Origin of the sequence: Paraburkholderia sp. J63, assembly GCF_905220245.1 — a bacterium.
Taxonomy (GTDB): Bacteria; Pseudomonadota; Gammaproteobacteria; order Burkholderiales; family Burkholderiaceae; genus Paraburkholderia.
The window spans coordinates 1-19,853 of sequence record NZ_CAJMZF010000013.1 but is presented as its reverse complement, the minus strand read 5'-3'; the positions used below and the strand labels follow the sequence as shown (position 1 = coordinate 19,853).

Annotated in this window: 14 protein-coding genes and 4 tRNA genes; 1 reads left to right on the top strand and 17 read right to left on the bottom strand. The window is 61.8% G+C overall.

What is annotated here, in order from left to right:
- Positions 1–38: 38 nt before the first annotated feature.
- From U5775_RS16000 to rpoB, 6 genes are all read right to left on the bottom strand, one after another.
- Complete coding sequence (locus U5775_RS16000) at positions 39–2,099, bottom strand: patatin-like phospholipase family protein (protein WP_322059094.1); 2,061 nt, start codon at positions 2,097–2,099, stop codon at positions 39–41.
- Positions 2,087–2,353, bottom strand: a complete 267-nt coding sequence (locus U5775_RS15995; RefSeq protein WP_322059093.1) for a hypothetical protein — start codon at positions 2,351–2,353, stop codon at positions 2,087–2,089. Before U5775_RS15995 ends, U5775_RS16000 begins: the two co-directional genes overlap by 13 nt.
- 4 nt (positions 2,354–2,357) lie before the next feature.
- Positions 2,358–3,881: an acyl-CoA-binding protein gene (locus U5775_RS15990; protein ID WP_322059092.1), complete on the bottom strand. Its 1,524-nt coding sequence runs from the start codon at positions 3,879–3,881 to the stop codon at positions 2,358–2,360.
- A gap of 3 nt (positions 3,882–3,884) precedes the next feature.
- On the bottom strand, positions 3,885–5,159 hold the full coding sequence (locus U5775_RS15985; protein WP_322059091.1) for an MASE1 domain-containing protein: 1,275 nt from the start codon (positions 5,157–5,159) through the stop codon (positions 3,885–3,887).
- 450 nt (positions 5,160–5,609) lie between these two features.
- Positions 5,610–9,869, bottom strand: a complete 4,260-nt coding sequence (gene rpoC / locus U5775_RS15980) for a DNA-directed RNA polymerase subunit beta' (RefSeq protein ID WP_322059090.1) — start codon at positions 9,867–9,869, stop codon at positions 5,610–5,612.
- A gap of 21 nt (positions 9,870–9,890) precedes the next feature.
- Entirely contained in the window at positions 9,891–13,997 is a 4,107-nt protein-coding gene (gene rpoB / locus U5775_RS15975; protein WP_322059089.1) for a DNA-directed RNA polymerase subunit beta, read from the bottom strand.
- Positions 13,998–14,079: 82 nt separating this feature from the next.
- Between rpoB and U5775_RS15970 the strand changes: the two genes are divergently transcribed.
- Positions 14,080–14,367 carry a hypothetical protein gene (locus tag U5775_RS15970; protein ID WP_322059088.1) on the top strand — a complete coding sequence of 96 codons (288 nt, stop codon included), beginning with the start codon at positions 14,080–14,082 and terminating at the stop codon, positions 14,365–14,367.
- A gap of 3 nt (positions 14,368–14,370) precedes the next feature.
- Here U5775_RS15970 and rplL read toward each other — a convergent pair whose 3' ends face one another.
- From rplL to U5775_RS15915, 11 genes are all read right to left on the bottom strand, one after another.
- Positions 14,371–14,745, bottom strand: coding sequence for a 50S ribosomal protein L7/L12 (gene rplL, locus U5775_RS15965; protein ID WP_027821097.1), 375 nt, complete (start codon positions 14,743–14,745; stop codon positions 14,371–14,373).
- A gap of 63 nt (positions 14,746–14,808) precedes the next feature.
- Positions 14,809–15,306: a 50S ribosomal protein L10 gene (gene rplJ / locus U5775_RS15960; RefSeq protein WP_028222172.1), complete on the bottom strand. Its 498-nt coding sequence runs from the start codon at positions 15,304–15,306 to the stop codon at positions 14,809–14,811.
- A gap of 344 nt (positions 15,307–15,650) precedes the next feature.
- Positions 15,651–16,346 carry a 50S ribosomal protein L1 gene (rplA, locus tag U5775_RS15955; protein WP_322059087.1) on the bottom strand — a complete coding sequence of 232 codons (696 nt, stop codon included), beginning with the start codon at positions 16,344–16,346 and terminating at the stop codon, positions 15,651–15,653.
- Positions 16,347–16,778: a 50S ribosomal protein L11 gene (gene rplK, locus U5775_RS15950; protein WP_027821100.1), complete on the bottom strand. Its 432-nt coding sequence runs from the start codon at positions 16,776–16,778 to the stop codon at positions 16,347–16,349.
- A 191-nt stretch (positions 16,779–16,969) separates the two neighbouring features.
- Entirely contained in the window at positions 16,970–17,527 is a 558-nt protein-coding gene (nusG, locus tag U5775_RS15945) for a transcription termination/antitermination protein NusG (protein ID WP_322059086.1), read from the bottom strand.
- A 1-nt stretch (position 17,528) separates the two neighbouring features.
- Positions 17,529–17,909 (bottom strand): preprotein translocase subunit SecE, encoded by a 381-nt coding sequence (gene secE / locus U5775_RS15940; RefSeq protein WP_322059085.1) that lies wholly within the window; start codon positions 17,907–17,909, stop codon positions 17,529–17,531.
- A gap of 38 nt (positions 17,910–17,947) precedes the next feature.
- Positions 17,948–18,023: transfer RNA gene (locus U5775_RS15935), tRNA-Trp, on the bottom strand.
- Positions 18,024–18,094: 71 nt separating this feature from the next.
- Complete coding sequence (gene tuf / locus U5775_RS15930) at positions 18,095–19,285, bottom strand: elongation factor Tu (RefSeq protein WP_322059084.1); 1,191 nt, start codon at positions 19,283–19,285, stop codon at positions 18,095–18,097.
- Positions 19,286–19,394: 109 nt separating this feature from the next.
- A tRNA-Thr gene (locus U5775_RS15925) sits at positions 19,395–19,469 on the bottom strand.
- A gap of 33 nt (positions 19,470–19,502) precedes the next feature.
- Positions 19,503–19,576: transfer RNA gene (locus tag U5775_RS15920), tRNA-Gly, on the bottom strand.
- Between the two features lie 50 nt (positions 19,577–19,626).
- Positions 19,627–19,712, bottom strand: a tRNA-Tyr gene (locus U5775_RS15915).
- Between the last annotated feature and the right edge of the window lie 141 nt (positions 19,713–19,853).

The following is a 19,853-nucleotide window of genomic DNA, read 5'->3' as shown; positions in this document are numbered from 1 at the left end:
AGACGGGCAACAAGCACCTTTCTTGAAATCCAGCGAGTTCAAAAGCGGTTGCCGAGCTGAAAGTACACGCTGTGCACGCCGCGCGGCGCCACTGCCGCGCCGAAGTACAACGGGCCGATCGCAGTCGTCGTGCCGACGAAAGCGCTCACGCTGCTCAACCAGGGTCCGTGGGCGAACTGCTGCGGACTGTTCCATACGTTGCCGCCTTCCACGCTCATGCCGGCGAAAATCCCGCGCAGCGGCCCAGAGTCGCCTTTGGACAGCTGTGCGAGCCCGGTCACGCGCCCGTACAGGATGCAGGGGCCACTGAACTGGTCCTGACCGTAGGCCGAGAGCCGCTGAAACCCGCCCAGGCTGAACAGGTAACTCGGCGAGGTGCGATTACCGCCGATCTGGCCGCCGACTTCGACCGCCGCATTCATGCTGACGACGCCGCGACTCGCCGCCCACAGGCCGCGCAAATACGCGATGTCATAACGGTCGTCGGCACCGCCGAGGCCCAACTCCGCCCGCGTGTCGACGTACAGGCCATGACGCGGAAACAGCGAATCGTCGAGCTGGTCGATCTTCACGCCGATGCCCGCAACGGTCTGCGTCACCGCGAAGGCCGCCAGGCTGCCGACCGTCAGCATGCTCGAACCGTCGCCGCTGTCGACTTGTGTCAGTATCGACGACTGCGGTTGGTATGACGTGCGCACTTTCGCAATGCCGGCTCGCGCCTCGCCCCAGTTGCCGAGCGGCACGCCCACGTCGAGCCCTGCACGCAGCTCCTGCTGCACGTACGCCGCCACCGGGCGCTCCTTCACGTCGTTGTCCGCATAAAAGTTCACGTCGTTGCGCAGGATCGACGCATACGGTGCCAGATACACCCGCCCCAGGACCGGCTGGCGCAACTCGGTGCGCCAGCCGAGATCTCGACTGCCAAGCACCACGTCGTTGCGCCAGGAAAGACCGCTTTGCGTGATCCAGGGCAGACGGTGGCCAATCTGCAGCGTGAACGCCCCGTTGCCGTTGAAATCGGTCGACACGCCCAGCCCGAACAGGAGGAAATTCGGTCCCCAGCTCTTTTCGCTAGCGTCCACTCGCAACACACGCTCGCCCGGCGGCCCGGTGAGCGTCTGCGAAACGCTTTCGAGATCGGCGGTGCGCGCCATGTCGGCGAGCGCGCCCTCGACGCGCGGCGGGTCGTACACGTCGCCGGGCTTGACGTTCAATGCCTCCTCGATCCAGCCAGGCGGCACACGCCCGTACGTCGTCACTTCGATGCGGTCGATGCGCGTATCAGCAGGCAGCGAATCGGCATGCGAAAGGCCCGCGCGCCAGGATACATACTGCGCCTCGCTGAGCGAAATGGCCGCCAGTTGCCCGCTGCTATACCTCACCGCCGCGGCGCCCGCCGTAACGCCTTGCTCCATCGCGCCGAAGTCGGTGAACGAAAGCGAGCCGAGCTCGGGTTCGAGCAGGACATCGGTCGGGCGCAAGGTCGCCTTCTGCGCGGCGACATTGCGCGCCATCATGAAGCGAATCATTTGCGATGTGACGGCCGCCATCGAATCGAGTTGTTCGGCGCGGGCAAGGCGCGTCCCGATATCGACGGCGATCACAACGTCCGCACCCATTTCACGCGCGACGTCGATCGGCAGATTCGACGCGGCGCCGCCGTCGATCAACGTGCGGCCGTCGAGCTTCACCGGCGCGAAGAGGCCGGGCACCGCCATGCTGGCCCGCACCGCCAGCGCAAGCGAGCCGTTGCGCAGCACCACGCGCTCGCCGGTCTCGAGGTCGGTCGCGACGGCGCGAAATGGAATCGGCAGATGGTCGAAATCGATGTCGCCCGGGTACTGCCCGGTATAGGTGCGCAACAACGCAGTGAGCTTCGTACCCTGCACCAGTCCTGAGGACATCTTAAGACGACCGCCGCCAAAACCCATTGGCACGCCGATCGGATACATGAGATCGTCTTCGCGCAACGCTTCGGGCAAGTCCCGCCGGGCATCGCGATCGAAAGCGACATCGCCCAGCTTCTGCGTGGAAAGCGCCTGTTCGATGGCGTCTGCGGACATGCCGCTCGCGTAGAGCGCGCCAATCACGGCGCCCATGCTCGTTCCCGCGATGCAGTCGATCGGCACATGCAGGCTTCGAGTTCTTTCAACACGCCGAGGTGCGCATACCCGCGCGCGCCCCCGCCTGACAGGGCGAGGCAAATGCGCGGATGCGGTGTGACGGTCGCCGTCTGGGCCACCGTCTGGCTGCCCGGCGGCGCAAGCGACGCGATCACGGCTTCAGCGCGCGCGCCGCTCGCCAGTACACTGCCGACGATCAGGGCGACAGCGCAAGCAGAACGAAGCCACATAACGCTACTCGTCCATCAGACTGCGCGCGAGCGCCACATACTCGCCCATCGCGGCCTCGCGCGACTTGCCACGCATTTCGGCCCAGGCGTCGTGCTTCGCGCGTCCGATCACGTCCGTCATGCCGGGCCGTGCACCGACGACATCGCCCGAACGTGCCTGTTTGAAGAGCGCACGCAACTTCAGCAGCGTCGCCGGCGCGAGCGGACGCGCAATCGCGCTGACCCTGGCGGCCGCCTCTTCAAACGCCATGTCGAGTGCCGCACCGGTCGGCAATGCCTCGCCCCTGCCTGGCCCGGCCAGCGTCTCGCGGGCATCGCCGCCGACCGCCGCGGCGGCCTCGCTCCAAAAGGCGTCTTCCAGGGCGCGGCGATCCGGCTCGTACACGACGGCACGAATTCGACCGTTGCCGAATGTCATCTGCAGCACGCCGCTCGCCATCAGCGTCGCTCCGGCCGCCCTGGCCTCGCTGTGCAGGCGAACATGCACGGCATCGGCGCCGAACACCGGATCGTCGAAGCCCGTCACGCGAAACGAATTCGCGGATAACGACACAAACTGCGAGAAGAGATCGATCAGCGCGTTACGGTCCTCGTAGACACGCGCCACCGGGCTCGCGCCGCGCTGGTCCCAGCGAACATCGGCGGAAAAGAGCGGAAACACGTCTTCGTAGCGCTGCTCGCACATGGCACGCGTGAAGCGCTCGACGATTGACCGTATATCCGCGGCCGAACACGGCTCGAAGGCGACCGCCGGGCAGCCCGCCTGCTCGGTCACGCCGAGAAAGTCGAGCACGCCGCCGAAGACCTGTTCGCGATCGTTGTCGATACAGATCATGTGATAGCTGTTTTCGAGCACCACGACGCGCGCGTCCTGCACGTTGCGCGCGATGAACGCCGCCGACTTCAGGCTCGTCAGTTCGTCTTCGCGCGCGTGCACGACCAGAGTCGGGCATGGGATCAAATGCAGATCGCGCATAACCCGGCGCCGCAAACGGTCCACTTCGCGGATGCACGCGAGCGGCACCCATGGGTAGTGGAATTTGTCGCCGCGCGCGAACTTCGCCTTGACGATGTTGCGCACCAGTGCGTTCTTGATGCCGTACGGCTCGCCCTCTTCGATTTTCATTTTCGAAGGCAGCAGCGGCAGTCGGTAGGCGACGTGCCGCGCGGCGCGCCACCACGGGGTGCTCCATCCGTCGATATAAATCGGCGGGGCGAGCGTAACGAGCCGACCCGTGGCATGACGCTCCCGCGCGCATAATGCGGCCGCGAGCAGCGCGCCCATGCACATGCCCATCACGTGGAAGACTTCGTATTGATCGACGAGCTCGCGGTACTTCTGCGTGACGGCTTCGATCCAGGCCTCGGCCCGGACCGACACCAGGGCCTCCGGCGTCTCTCCGTGGCCCGGCAGTGTCAAGGAATGCGTCTCGACGCCGGAGCGCTTCAGATGCCGGTGCATCGAGCCGAGGTCGTACTGGGTACCACCCAATCCGTGGATCAGAAGTGCGCCAATGCGGGTAGCCATGACTCACTTCACCGAGGACGAAGGGTATTGCCAGACGCCGGCAATGAACGCGACGTGCCCGTTGCCATCGGAAAGCGGCGAACCGATGTCGGCCAGTTCGATCGAGACGTTGGCGGAAAGCGAACTCGTCAGACGCAGTGCGAAATACGCCGGCGCTTGCGACGTGGAGACTTCCTGCGTGTTCCAGCGCTCGCGCAAGCGTCCGCGATCGTGCGGGTGCACGATCGCGAGAACTTCCTCGACCGTGGACAGCGATGTCGCGGGATACCCCGTCACGCGCCGGACGTCGCCGTACCACTGCACGCTTTGCGTCGCGCAATCGACCGTGTAGGCAATCGAGGCACTCCCGGCAAGCGCGAGTTCGATATCTGTGCGCCACCGGTCGGCCTGGACATACGCCTGTGTTTCGGCATCGCGCAGCGCGTGCACGATCAGCACGAGCATCGCCGAAATGCCGATATAGAGTTGCGCCTGCAACAAGGACAGCGAGGCGGGCGCCGAAGGGGACGCAAAGGGGCCCTCGCCGCGCGCGGTGTGGCCGAGACAGATCAGCGTCAGCACCAGCACTGCGAGCGTGCCTCCGCGCACGCCGCCGACGATCGCGACGATCACGACGCAGAACATCGGCAAATAAAGCGGGCAAGTGACGCCGGTCTCGCTGAGGCGCGTGGCCGTCGCGCTGTCGAACAACCACCACGTCATGCCGGCCATCGTGGCGAACGAGAGATAGCCGACCAGCTCGCGGCTGTCGTTACGCTGCGAGGAGCGCCGGGGCCGGAATTGCGCCCAGACCGTGAGCAACGGCAGCGTAATGCATACGCCGACAAAGATCGCGGCGCTCCACGGGAGCCACTGCGTCGTGAACGACATGCCCTTCGTCAGCGCGAAGTAGAGGGCACCGCCACCGCCAAGCAGCACTGCGCTCACCAGTGCGGCAACGACAACCGCCTCCAGCAGATGCAAGCCCTCGAGCGGTACGCGCATCCAGCGAACGATCGTCGCGGCGGCTAACGGCGCGGCGCCGGCCAGCGCGCCGAGCACGAGCGATGACGGAACGTCGCGGCCGCCCAGATGCGAAAGTACGGACTGAAGCACCGCGAACGCGATGGCAAGCGGAATGCTCGAACTGCTGCGAGACAACAGCATGGCCGCGAGGCTAACGCCGGCAGGCAACCAGACGTAGGGGGCAAGCGCGGCCGTATTGACGTTGAACTGGCCCGACAAGGCGCCCGTTGCAAGGTAAAGGCAAAGCCAGAATGCCGCGTGAGACAGCGGCATCTTTCGAATATCAGCATCCATTCCACTACCCAGGCTTGAGCGGATGCGAAGGGTCGTTGCAACTGCGCATCGCTCCGATCTGCGAGATGTCGACGCGATTTCCAGCCCGCAGCTACGGGGGAGGCGACGACGCTAGCGCATGCTATCGAGCGTGCTCGCGCCTGAATGTAGGACAAATCCGAAAAGCAATATGAAAGTCCGTCGCCGTATGAGACTTGGAGTTTTCAGCTTAATACTCAGGATGCCATATTTATTGGAATACGAAATATCTACTTTGACGCGCATACCTCCTCTGAAGCAAGCAGCACCAGCGTCGGAACTGGACAAACGAAGCGCTCGTCGGACGCTCTTGCCCGAACCAATAAAAAAAAGCCGCCTGGCTTATTACCAGGCGGCTTTGCGAAGCCATTCCAGCAAGGACGGCACGAAGCGGCTTGCGCCGCCCCGCGCTTACTCGTCCGTCGTGTGCGGCTGGTGCGGCGTTTCCGGCACTTCTGCAGCCGGGGTTTCCGGCGTGCCGAACTCGAACGCTTCTTCCGCTGCGATCTGGTCGAAACGCTCGCGATCCGACGACTCCTTCGCACGGCGCGCCTTGTGGAACGCGAGACCCGTACCGGCCGGAATCAGACGGCCGACGATCACGTTTTCCTTCAGGCCACGCAGATCGTCGCGCTTGCCCATGATCGCCGCTTCGGTCAGCACGCGGGTCGTTTCCTGGAACGATGCCGCCGAGATGAACGAGTCGGTCGAGAGCGATGCCTTCGTGATACCGAGCAGCACGTTCTCGTACGTCGCCGGACGCTTGTCTTCCGCGATCATCTTGTCGTTCTCGTCGAGCATGTCCGAACGCTCGACTTGTTCGCCAGGGATGAAACGCGTATCGCCGTTGTCGGTGATCTGCACGCGGCGCAGCATCTGACGCACGATCACTTCGATGTGCTTGTCGTTGATCTTCACGCCCTGCAGACGGTACACGTCCTGCACTTCGTCCACGATGTAGCGCGACAGCGCCTCGATACCCTGCAGACGCAGGATGTCGTGCGGATCGGCCGGGCCGTCCACGATCATTTCGCCCTTGTTGACGACCTGACCGTCGTGGACCAGCACCTGCTTTTCCTTCGCGATCAGGAACTCGTGCTGGTTGCCCTCGAGGTCCGTGATGACGAGACGCTGCTTGCCCTTCGTGTCCTTACCGAACGACGTCGTACCCGTGACTTCCGCCAGGATACCGGCGTCCTTCGGCGAACGTGCTTCGAACAGTTCCGCCACACGCGGCAGACCACCGGTAATGTCACGCGTCTTCTGCGCTTCAGTCGGGATACGTGCGAGCACTTCACCCACCTGAACCTGCTGACCGTCCTTCACGGTGATCAGCGCGCCGACCTGGAAGCCGATCTGCACCGAATGCTCCGTGCCCGGGATCTTCACTTCGTCGCCGTTCGCGTCGATCAGCTTGACCTGCGGACGCACGCTCTTCGCCGCCTGCGAACCGCGGCGCTTCGCGTCGATCACGACGAGGGTCGACAGACCCGTGACGTCGTCGATCTGCTTGGCCACGGTCACGCCTTCTTCGACGTTCTCGAACTTCACCGTACCGCCGTACTCGGTGATGATCGGACGCGTGAGCGGGTCCCACGTGGCGAGCTGCGTACCGGCCTTGATCGCCGCACCGTCGAGCTGCAGCAGCGTCGCGCCGTACGGCACCTTGTGACGCTCGCGCTCGCGGCCGTGATCGTCGGCGATGATGGCTTCGCCCGAACGCGAGATGACGATCTGCTCGCCCTTCGCGCTCGTGACATAACGCATCGTCGCCGTGAAGCGCAGCGTACCGTTCGACTTGGCTTCCACCGACGAGGCCACTGCCGCACGCGATGCCGCACCACCGATGTGGAACGTACGCATCGTGAGCTGCGTGCCCGGTTCGCCGATCGACTGTGCCGCGATCACGCCGACGGCTTCGCCGACGTTCACGCGCGAGCCGCGGCCGAGGTCGCGGCCGTAGCACGAGGCGCACAGGCCATAGCGCGTTTCGCAGGTGAGCGGCGTGCGCACGCGCACTTCGTCGATGCCGAGGCTCTCGATCGTCTCAACCGCGTCTTCATCGAGCAAATCGCCCGACGCGTAGATGGTTTCCTGCGTTTCCGGATTGACGACGTCAGCCACCGCCACACGGCCGAGAATACGGTCGCGCAGCGCTTCGACGACTTCACCGCCTTCCACGAGGGCCTTCATCGCCACGCCGTTCGACGTGCCGCAATCTTCCTCGACGACCACGAGATCCTGCGTGACGTCGACGAGACGACGCGTCAGGTAACCCGAGTTCGCGGTCTTCAGTGCCGTATCAGCCAGACCCTTACGTGCACCGTGGGTCGAGATGAAGTACTGCAACACGTTCAGACCTTCGCGGAAGTTCGCGGTAATCGGCGTTTCGATAATCGAGCCGTCCGGCTTCGCCATCAGGCCGCGCATACCCGCCAGCTGGCGAATCTGGGTCGCGGAACCCCGCGCGCCCGAGTCGGCCATCATGTAGATCGAGTTGAACGATTCCTGACGCGTTTCCTTACCGTCACGGTCGATGACCGGTTCCGTCGAGAGCTGCTCCATCATCGCCTTGCCGACCGCTTCCGACGTGTTCGACCAGATGTCGACCACGTTGTTGTAGCGTTCCTGCGCGGTAACGAGACCCGACATGTACTGACGGTCGTACTCCTTCACCTTCTTCGCGGCTTCGCCGACGATGGTTTCCTTCTGCGGCGGCACGAGCATGTCGTCCACGCAGATCGAAATACCGGCGCGCGTTGCGAGGCGGAAGCCCGACTGCATCAGCTGGTCAGCAAAAATCACCGTCTCGCGCAGACCGCACTTGCGGAACGCAGTGTTGATCAGACGCGAGATTTCCTTCTTCTTCAGCGGCTTGTTCAGCACCGAGAACGGCAGGCCCGGCGGCAGAATTTCCGAGAGGATCGCGCGGCCGACCGTGGTCGCGTACAGCGAGATCTTTGGCACGAATGCCGGTGCGCCTTCCGACTTGTCCTCGTTGTGGACCATTTCGGTAATACGCACGTTCACGCGCGAGGCCAGCTCGACTTCCTTGTTCTCGTACGCGCGGATCGCTTCCGACACGCCCGTGAACGTCATGCCTTCGCCCTTGCCGTTGATCGCTTCACGCGTGGCGTAGTACAGGCCCAGCACGATATCCTGCGACGGCACGATCGACGGATCGCCGTTGGCCGGGAACAGGACGTTGTTCGACGCGAGCATGAGCGTACGCGCTTCCATCTGCGCTTCGAGCGACAGCGGAACGTGAACAGCCATCTGGTCACCGTCGAAGTCGGCGTTGAACGCCGCGCAAACGAGCGGGTGCAGCTGGATTGCCTTACCTTCGATCAGCACCGGCTCGAAAGCCTGAATGCCAAGACGGTGCAGCGTAGGTGCGCGGTTGAGCATGACCGGATGCTCGCGGATCACCTCTTCCAGAATGTCCCACACCACCGGCGTCTGGTTCTCGACTTCCTTCTTCGCAGCCTTGATGGTCGTCGCAACGCCCATCGTTTCCAGCTTGTTGAAGATGAACGGCTTGAACAGTTCGAGCGCCATCAGCTTCGGCAGACCGCACTGGTGAAGCTTGAGCGTCGGACCCACCACGATGACCGAACGGCCCGAGTAGTCGACGCGCTTACCCAGCAGGTTCTGACGGAAACGACCGCCCTTACCCTTGATCATGTCGGCGAGCGACTTCAGCGGACGCTTGTTCGCGCCCGTCATCGCCTTGCCGCGACGACCGTTGTCGAGCAGCGAGTCAACCGCTTCCTGGAGCATCCGCTTTTCGTTGCGGACGATGATCTCCGGCGCCTTGAGCTCGAGCAGACGCTTCAGACGGTTGTTACGGTTGATGACGCGGCGATACAGGTCGTTCAGGTCCGAAGTCGCGAAACGGCCACCGTCCAGCGGCACGAGCGGACGCAGTTCGGGCGGCAGCACCGGCAGCACTTCGAGCACCATCCATTCGGGCTTGATGCCCGAACGCTGGAAGGCCTCGAGCACCTTCAGGCGCTTCGCGTACTTCTTGATCTTCGCTTCCGAGCCCGTGTTCTTGAGCTCGGTGCGCAGCGTCTCGACCTGTTCGTCGATATTGATCGCGCGCAGCAGTTCGCGCACGCCTTCCGCGCCCATCTCGGCGCGGAATTCGTCGCCGTACTCTTCGACCTTGTTGTAGTAATCCTCTTCGGTCATGATCTGACGCGCCTTCAGCGGCGTCATGCCCGGTTCGATCACCACGTACGCTTCGAAGTACAGCACGCGTTCGATGTCGCGCAGCGTCATGTCGAGCACCATGCCCAGACGGCTCGGCAGACTCTTCAGGAACCAGATGTGCGCGACTGGCGACGCCAGCTCGATGTGGCCCATGCGTTCGCGGCGCACCTTCGCCAGCGTGACTTCAACGCCGCACTTCTCGCAGATCACGCCACGGTGCTTCAGGCGCTTGTACTTGCCGCACAGGCACTCGTAGTCCTTGATCGGCCCGAAGATCTTCGCGCAGAACAGGCCATCCCGTTCCGGCTTGAAGGTACGGTAGTTGATGGTCTCCGGCTTCTTCACTTCACCGAACGACCACGAGCGGATCTTGTCCGGCGAGGCCAGACCGATCTTGATCGCGTCAAAAACTTCTTCTTGTTGGACTTGCTTGAATAGATCGAGCAGAGCTTTCATTGCCTTCTCTCCGTAGTCCGATTAGTTGCGGTCGAGGTCGATGTCGATACCGAGCGAGCGGATTTCCTTCACCAGCACGTTGAAGGATTCCGGCATGCCTGCATCGATCACGTGATCGCCCTTGACGAGGTTCTCGTACACCTTCGTGCGGCCCGTCACGTCGTCCGACTTCACCGTCAACATTTCCTGCAGCACGTACGAAGCGCCATACGCTTCGAGCGCCCACACTTCCATTTCACCGAAACGCTGGCCACCGAACTGCGCCTTACCACCCAGCGGCTGCTGCGTGACGAGCGAGTACGGCCCCGTCGAACGCGCGTGCATCTTGTCGTCGACAAGGTGGTGCAGCTTCAGGTAGTGCATGTAGCCCACGGTCACGGTGCGCTCGAACATCTCGCCCGTGCGGCCGTCGTACAGACGCACCTGGTTCTTCGACGGCGTCATGCCGAGGTTGTGCGCGATGTCGTCCGGGAACGCCAGATCGAGCATCTTGCCCATTTCCTCTTCGGTCGCACCGTCGAACACCGGCGTCGCGAACGGCACGCCTTCGCGCAGGTTCTTCGCGAGTTCGAGGATCTCGTCGTCGCTGAAGCTGTCGAGGTCTTCCTTGTGGCCCGATTCGTTGTAGATCTTCGTGAGGAACTCACGCAGCTCCGCAACCTTGGTCTGACGGGCGAGCATCTCGCCAATACGCCAGCCCAGACCCTTCGCGGCCCAGCCCAGGTGCACTTCGAGAACCTGACCCACATTCATCCGCGACGGCACGCCGAGCGGGTTCAGCACGACGTCTGCCGGACGGCCATCGGCCATGTACGGCATGTCTTCGATCGGAACGATCTTCGAAACGACACCCTTGTTACCGTGACGGCCTGCCATCTTGTCGCCAGGCTGCAGACGGCGCTTGACCGCGAGGTACACCTTGACCATCTTCAGCACGCCCGGCGGCAGTTCGTCGCCTTGCGTGAGCTTCTTGCGCTTCTCTTCGAACGCCAGATCGAACTGGTGACGCTTTTCTTCGATCGAGTTCTTGATCGCTTCGAGCTGCGCCGCTGCTTCTTCGTCCGCGAGGCGGATGTCGAACCAGTGGTAGTGGTCGAGGTCTTCCAGGTAAGCCTGGTCGATCTTCGTACCCTTCGCGAGCTTCTTCGGACCGCCGTTCGCGACCTTGCCGTCGAGCATGCGCGCGAGACGCTGGAACGCGTCGCCCTCCACGATGCGCAGCTGGTCGTTCAGGTCGAGGCGATAGCGCTTCAGTTCATCGTCGATGATCTGCTGTGCACGCTTGTCGCGCGTGATGCCTTCGCGCGTGAACACCTGCACGTCGATGACCGTGCCGCTCATGCCCGAGGGCACGCGCAGCGACGTATCCTTCACGTCCGAAGCCTTCTCGCCGAAGATCGCGCGCAGCAGCTTTTCTTCCGGCGTGAGCTGGGTTTCGCCCTTCGGCGTGACCTTGCCCACCAGCACGTCGCCCGCTTCGACTTCCGCGCCGATGTACACGATGCCCGACTCGTCGAGACGGCCAAGCTGCACTTCCGCGAGGTTCGAAATGTCGCGCGTGATTTCTTCCGGTCCGAGCTTCGTGTCGCGTGCAACGACATTCAGTTCTTCGATGTGGATCGACGTGTAGCGATCGTCCGCAACCACCTTCTCCGAGATCAGGATCGAGTCTTCGAAGTTGTAGCCGTTCCACGGCATGAACGCGATCAGCATGTTCTGGCCGAGCGCGAGCTCGCCCAGATCGGTCGATGCGCCGTCAGCCAGCACGTCGCCGCGCGCAACCTTGTCGCCCATCTTCACGATCGGACGCTGGTTGATGTTCGTGTTCTGGTTCGAACGCGTGTACTTGATGAGGTTGTAGATGTCCACGCCGACTTCACCGGCGACCGCTTCATCATCGTTCACGCGAATCACGATACGGCCCGCGTCGACGTAATCGACCACGCCGCCACGCAGCGCCTGAACCGTCGTACCCGAGTCGACCGCAACGGTGCGCTCGATACCCGTACCGACGACCGGCTTTTCCGGACGCAGGCAAGGCACGGCCTGACGCTGCATGTTCGAGCCCATCAGTGCGCGGTTCGCGTCGTCGTGCTCGAGGAACGGAATCAGCGAGGCTGCAACCGAGACGATCTGCGACGGCGCCACGTCCATGTACTGGATGCGGTCCGGCGTGACCATCAGCGTTTCGCCGGCTTCACGCGACGAGACGAGTTCGTCGGTCAGCGTGCCGTCGTCGGCCACTGCCGCGTTCGCCTGAGCGATCACGTAACGGCCTTCTTCGATCGCCGACAGGTAGTCGATCTGGTCGGTCACCTTGCTGTCCACGACCTTGCGATACGGCGTTTCGAGGAAGCCGTATTCGTTCAGGTGCGCGTACAGCGCGAGCGAGTTGATCAGACCAATGTTCGGACCTTCCGGCGTCTCGATCGGGCACACGCGGCCATAGTGGGTCGGGTGCACGTCGCGGACTTCGAAGCCTGCGCGCTCACGCGTCAGACCGCCCGGGCCCAGTGCGGAAACACGGCGCTTGTGCGTGATTTCCGAGAGCGGGTTGGTCTGGTCCATGAACTGCGACAGCTGCGACGAACCGAAGAACTCGCGAATCGCCGACGAAATCGGCTTCGAGTTGATCAGGTCGTGCGGCATCAGGTTTTCGCTTTCGGCCTGGCCGAGGCGTTCCTTGACTGCACGCTCGACGCGCACGAGACCCGCGCGGAACTGGTTCTCCGCGAGTTCGCCCACGCAACGCACGCGACGATTGCCCAAGTGGTCGATGTCGTCCACTTCGCCCTTGCCGTTGCGCAGCTCGACGAGGATCTTGATGGTCGCGAGGATGTCGTCGTCCTGCAGCGTCATCGGGCCGACGATTTCGTCACGGCCCACGCGGCGGTTGAACTTCATACGACCCACCTTCGAGAGGTCGTACGCTTCCTCGCTGTAGAACAGGCGATTGAACAGCGCCTCGACCGCTTCTTCGGTCGGCGGCTCGCCCGGACGCATCATGCGATAGATCGCGATGCGCGCGGCCATCTTGTCGGCGGTTTCGTCGATACGCAGCGTCGACGAGATGTACGGACCCTGGTCCAGATCGTTCGTGTAGAGCGTCTGGATGTCCTTGATCTTCGCCTCGCGCAGCTTGTCGAGCACGCTTTCGGTGATTTCGTCGTTCGCGTTCGCGATCACTTCGCCCGTGTCGCCGTCGACAACGTTCTTCGCGAGAACGCGGCCGAGCAGATAATCTTCGGGGACCGAAATAAACGTCGTCTTCGCGTTTTCGAGGTCGCGGATGTGCTTCGCGTTGATCCGCTTGTCCTTCTGGACGATGACCTTGCCGTCGCGATCCGAAATGTCGAAGCGCGCGACTTCACCACGCAGACGCTCGGGCACGAACTCCATCTGCGCGCCTTCCGGCATCAGCGAGAAGTTGTCGAACACGAAGAAGTTCGCGAGGATCTGTTCCGGCGTGAGGCCGATGGCCTTCAGCAGGATCGTGACCGGCATCTTGCGGCGGCGGTCGACGCGGAAGTACAGCACGTCCTTCGGGTCGAACTCGAAGTCGAGCCACGAACCGCGGTAAGGAATGATACGTGCCGAAAAGAGCAGCTTGCCCGAGCTGTGCGTCTTGCCCTTGTCGTGCTCGAAGAACACGCCAGGCGAGCGGTGCAGCTGCGAGACGATGACACGCTCGGTGCCGTTGATGACGAACGAGCCCGTCGGCGTCATGAGCGGAATTTCGCCCATGTACACTTCCTGCTCCTTCACTTCCTTCACGACCGGCTTGCTCGGCGATTCCTTGTCGAGCAGCACGAGACGGACCTTGGCGCGCAGCGCCGAGCAGTACGTCAGGCCCCGCTGCTGGCATTCCTTGATGTTGAATGCCGGCGGCGAGAGCATGTAGCTCACGAACTCTAGACGAGCAAAGCCGTTATGGGAAACAATAGGAAAAACGGACGTAAACGCAGCCTGCAGACCTTCCGGTTTGCGTTGTGCGGTCGCCGTTTCTGCTTGCAGAAACGTGCTGAATGATTCAAGCTGGGTAGCCAGCAGGAAAGGAACTTGGTGAACGATGGGGCGTTTCGCGAAACTCTTGCGAATACGCTTCTTCTCGGTGAAGGAATATTGCATACGATCTCCGAATCACGGCGGGTAGGACGACCCGAGTGTTCACCGACTGAGACCCGATGGCTGCGCGAGCCCTGGAAGCTTGGTGGTTGGCCTCTACCAACCGCTGGCTGACGGCAGCGGATACCGGCTTGTCATAACTTGCCCGCTGCCCGACCAAACTTGCCTTCTGCAGTCGCTTCAGAAGACAAAGAGAAGCGTCGTGCGCACAGACGGCGATCAAAATCCCACCCTGCACAAGACGTTTTTCTTTGGCTTCTGGGTCCCGCATCCCGCCTCCGATCTTCAAAAAATCGAACACAAAAACGCAGAACCCACAAAGCACAAAAAGGCCGGCGGTGTAAAAACCGCCAGCCTTCGCACAGCGCGCTGAAACTTACTTGATTTCAGCCTTCGCGCCGGCTTCTTCCAGCTTCTTCTTCGCTTCTTCAGCAGCAGCCTTGGGCACCGCTTCCTTCACGGGCTTCGGTGCGCCGTCGACCAGGTCCTTCGCTTCCTTCAGGCCGAGACCCGTCAGTTCACGAACGGCCTTAATGACCGAAACCTTGTTCGCGCCTGCTTCGAGCAGGTTGACCGTGAATTCGGTCTGCTCTTCAGCAGCAGCTGCTGCGCCGCCGCCTGCCGGGCCAGCGACTGCCACAGCAGCTGCCGACACGCCAAACTTCTCTTCGAAAGCCTTGACCAGTTCGTTCAGTTCGAGAACCGACATCGAGCCAACGGCTTCGAGGATGTCTTCTTTTGCGATTGCCATTTGAAATTACTCCAGATTTGAATTCGGAAACAGCTAGCGATCTTTCTCGCTTGCCTGTCGTTATTACGCAGCTTCGGCTTGCTTCTTTTCCGCCAGCGCTGCCAGAGCACGCGCCATGCCGGAAACCGGGGCTTGCATAACGAACAACAGCTTCGAGAGCAGTTCTTCGCGGCTCGGGATGCTGGCCAGCGCTTGCACGCCTGCCTTGTCCATCACCTTGCCTTCGTAGGAACCAGCCTTGATGACCAACTTGTCATTGCCCTTCGCGAAGTCATTGACGACCTTCGCGGCAGCAATGGCATCTTCCGAGATGCCGTAGATCAGGGGGCCAGTCATCTGCTCTGCCAGCGGAGCAAACGGGGTACCTTCAACGGCGCGACGCGCCAGCGTGTTCTTCAACACGCGGAGGTACACCTGCTGCTCACGCGCTTTCGCGCGCAGCTTGGTCAGATCGCCAACCGCGATTCCACGATACTCGGCCAACACGACGGTCTGAGCCTTCGCGACTTGCGCGGAGACTTCAGCCACGACGGCCTGCTTACCTTCTTTGTTCAGTGGCACGGTTAACCTCCAGATTCGACACCCAACGCTTACACGCCAGATGCCGCGTTCAACAACGGCGACCGACCAGTCCGGAGTAACTCAGTTTGCTTCGTCAGACGTTACCGCCCGCTTCCACTCACTACAGCACTTCAAAACCTTTTCGGGTTCGCCATCTGCGTTGGCTTTACATTAAGGAAGCACCCAACTGCTGCACCTCCGCCAACGGTCTTTGACAACCGGTTGTGCGATGCGGAACTGCCACCACCCAACCGCCCAAAGCCCTTTAAATCCGCGCCGCGGTCCGACCCAGCTTCGCTTCGGACCTCAGCGCGGCAAAACTGTTGCGACGCTTACCGCGGCACTCAGGCTGCCAGCGACGACTGGTCGACGCGAACGCCAACGCCCATCGTGCTCGAGACAGCGATCTTGCGCAGGTACACGCCCTTGCTCGTTGCCGGCTTCGCCTTGGTCAGCGCTTCGAGGAGCGCGTCCAGGTTGCTGCGCAGCGCGGTCGGCTCGAACGATGCACGGCCGATGGTCGCGTGAATGATACCGGCCTTGTCGACACGGAATTGCACCTGACCCGCCTTCGCGTTCTTGACCGCGGTAGCGACGTCCGGCGTCACGGTGCCGACCTTCGGGTTCGGCATCAGGCCGCGCGGGCCGAGGATCTGGCCGAGCGTACCGACGATACGCATCGTGTCCGGCGAAGCGATCACGATGTCGAAATTCAGGTTGCCGCCCTTGATCTGCTCAGCGAGGTCTTCCATGCCGACGATTTCGGCACCAGCAGCCTTGGCTTGCTCAGCCTTCTCGCCTTGCGCGAACACTGCGACGCGAACCGACTTGCCGGTACCTGCGGGCAGCACGACCGAGCCGCGAACGACCTGGTCCGACTTCTTCGCATCGATGCCGAGCTGGACTGCGACGTCGATCGACTCGTCGAACTTCGCCGTGGCGCATTCCTTCACGAGCGACAGTGCGTCGACGATCGGGTACAGCTTCTGGCTGTCGACCTTGGCGGCGAGTGCCTTTTGACGCTTCGAAACCTTAGCCATTTACACGCCCTCCACGACGATGCCCATCGAACGGGCGCTACCAGCGATCGTGCGGACCGCTGCGTCCATATCCGCTGCCGTGAGGTCCGGCATCTTGGTCTTGGCGATTTCTTCGGCTTGCGCGCGCGTGATCGTAGCGACCTTATCGGTGTGCGGCTTGGCCGAACCCTTGTCGACCTTCGCTGCCTTCTTGATCAGGACCGTAGCCGGCGGCGTCTTCAGGACGAACGTGAAGCTCTTGTCCGCGAATGCCGTGATGACGACCGGAATCGGCAGACCCGGTTCCATCGCCTGGGTCTGCGCGTTGAACGCCTTGCAGAACTCCATGATGTTCAGGCCGCGCTGGCCCAGTGCCGGACCGACCGGCGGCGACGGGTTGGCTTTACCTGCAGGAATCTGCAGCTTGATAAAGCCAATGATTTTCTTTGCCATGTTGAAAACCTCATTGGAACGCGTAAGCGTTCAGGTGAGTGGTAGCGCGCGTTCGCTGCAATCTTCGCTGTGCCAACTGCTTTGGCGACATCTACAGCCGACTGAACTACTGACGCTCCTCTACGGCCATAACGCGGACCGTAAGCGCGGAAAAACGGACCGCACCAAAGATGCGATCCGTCGTATTCGATTTACAGCTTTTCGACCTGGCCGAATTCGAGTTCGACCGGTGTGGCGCGACCAAAAATGGTGACGGAGACCCGAACGCGCGATTTTTCGTAGTTGACTTCTTCGACGCTGCCGTTGAAGTCCGTGAAGGGACCTTCCTTCACGCGGACCATCTCGCCGACTTCGAACAGGGTCTTGGGGCGCGGCTTCTCAACGCCTTCCTGCATCTGCGACATGATCTTTTCGACTTCGCGCGGCGAAATCGGGCTCGGGCGATTACGCGCCCCGCCAACGAAACCGGTCACCTTTGCCGTGTTCTTCACGAGGTGCCACGTTTCGTCCGTCATTTCCATCTCAACCAGGACATAGCCCGGGAAGAAACGACGTTCAGTCACCGATTTGTGACCACCCTTCACCTCGACCACTTCTTCAGTCGGCACGAGGATCTGGCCAAACTTGTCCTGCATGCCAGCACGGTCGATGCGCTCCTGAAGCGCACGTTGCACGCTCTTCTCCATACCGGAGTAGGCGTGCACCACATACCAACGTTTTCCGCTCGGGGATACCGGTGTATCGCTCATATCATTTCCAACCCAGAATCGCCGAGAAAATCACCCACTCAATGGATTTGTCGCAAACCCAGAGAAAGATGGCCATTACCAGCACAAAACCGAAGACCACCAGTGTCGTTTGCGTGGCCTCTTTGCGAGTCGGCCAGACGACCTTGCGAACTTCCTTGTACGAGTCTTTGGCAAACGCGATGAAGCTCTTGCCGGGCGCCGAAAGAAGACCGACTACCACCCCCGCGATCACGCCCACTGCGAGCGCCGCACCGCGGACATACCACTCCTGGCTACCGAGCCAGTAGAACCCTACGAACCCGGCCACAACCAACAATACGCCCGCCACAAGCATCAGCTTGTCGCTGGAAGTATTAACAGTTTCGACGGAAGGATTCGCCATAACACCTTAAAGAACAACGCGCCAGAGGCGCGAGAAGTTGGCAGGGGCAGAGGGAATCGAACCCCCAACCTTCGGTTTTGGAGACCGACGCTCTGCCAGTTGAGCTATACCCCTAAACCATTTTGGGGTTGGCGGCATCGCCAACCCCGAAACCACTTAGTCGATCAACGAGACTGGCAAAAAACTTACTCGATGATCTTTGCGACCACGCCGGCGCCGACGGTACGGCCACCTTCGCGGATTGCGAAACGCAGACCTTCTTCCATCGCGATCGGAGCGATCAGCTTCACCGTGATCGACACGTTGTCGCCCGGCATGACCATTTCCTTGTCCTTCGGCAGCTCGATCGAGCCCGTCACGTCCGTCGTACGGAAGTAGAACTGCGGACGGTAGTTGTTGAAGAACGGCGTGTGGCGGCCGCCTTCGTCCTTGCTCAGCACGTACACTTCAGCCGTGAAGTGCGTGTGCGGCGTGATCGAACCCGGCTTGGCCAGCACCTGGCCGCGCTCCACGTCTTCACGCTTCGTGCCGCGCAGCAGGATACCGACGTTGTCGCCTGCCTGACCCTGGTCGAGCAGCTTGCGGAACATTTCCACGCCCGTGCAGGTCGTCTTCACCGTCGGCTTGATACCGACGATTTCGATTTCCTCGCCGACCTTGACGATGCCGCGCTCGACGCGACCCGTCACCACCGTGCCGCGACCCGAGATCGAGAACACGTCTTCCACCGGCATCAGGAACGCGCCGTCAACTGCACGCTCCGGCGTCGGGATGTACGTGTCCAGTGCGTCGGCCAGGTTCATGATCGCCACTTCGCCCAGCTCGCCCGTGTCGCCTTCCAGCGCCAGCTTGGCCGAACCCTTGATGATCGGCGTGTCGTCGCCCGGGAAGTCGTACTTCGACAGGAGTTCGCGCACTTCCATTTCGACGAGCTCGAGCAGCTCGGCGTCGTCGACCATGTCGCACTTGTTCAGGAACACGATGATGTAAGGCACGCCAACCTGACGGGCGAGCAGGATGTGCTCACGCGTTTGCGGCATCGGGCCGTCAGCGGCCGAGCACACCAGGATGGCGCCGTCCATCTGCGCCGCGCCCGTGATCATGTTCTTCACGTAGTCAGCGTGGCCCGGGCAGTCGACGTGTGCGTAGTGGCGGTTAGCCGTTTCGTACTCGACGTGCGCGGTGTTGATGGTAATACCACGTGCCTTTTCTTCCGGTGCTGCGTCGATCTGGTCGTACGCCTTGGCTTCGCCGCCGAACTTCTGCGTCAGAACCGTCGTGATCGCTGCCGTCAGCGTGGTCTTGCCGTGGTCAACGTGACCGATCGTGCCCACGTTCACGTGCGGCTTGGTCCGCTCAAACTTACCCTTGGCCATTTTCGACTCCTAAGAGGATTTTTCCGTACGTTGCGCGGGGCGCGCAAACAATCACTGGCTTGCTGCTGCCTGCTCGATGCGAGGCCTCTGAGGCTCGCTAGAAACCGGCTGGTGCCCATGGGCAGGATCGAACTGCCGACCTCTCCCTTACCAAGGGAGTGCTCTACCACTGAGCCACATGGGCGAAAACTGCTCTGGCACTGCTTTATTGCTTTGCTGGAGCGGGTGAAGGGAATCGAACCCTCGTCGTAAGCTTGGAAGGCTTCTGCTCTACCATTGAGCTACACCCGCGAAGTTTGCCGACTATTGCCGATTCCCGACACTTAACTTCAGCTGAATTCTGGTGGAGGAGGTTGGATTCGAACCAACGTAGGCGTAAGCCAACAGATTTACAGTCTGCCCCCTTTAGCCACTCGGGCACCCCTCCGCAGAGAACTGATGATTATGGGGGAACATCCGGAAAGTGTCAAGCACTTTGTTCGGAGCCGAACCCACAACGCTCTCACTTATAGGGAGAGCGAAAAAGCAAAAACCCCGGCTTTTTAGGGCCGGGGTTTGCTCGTAGAGA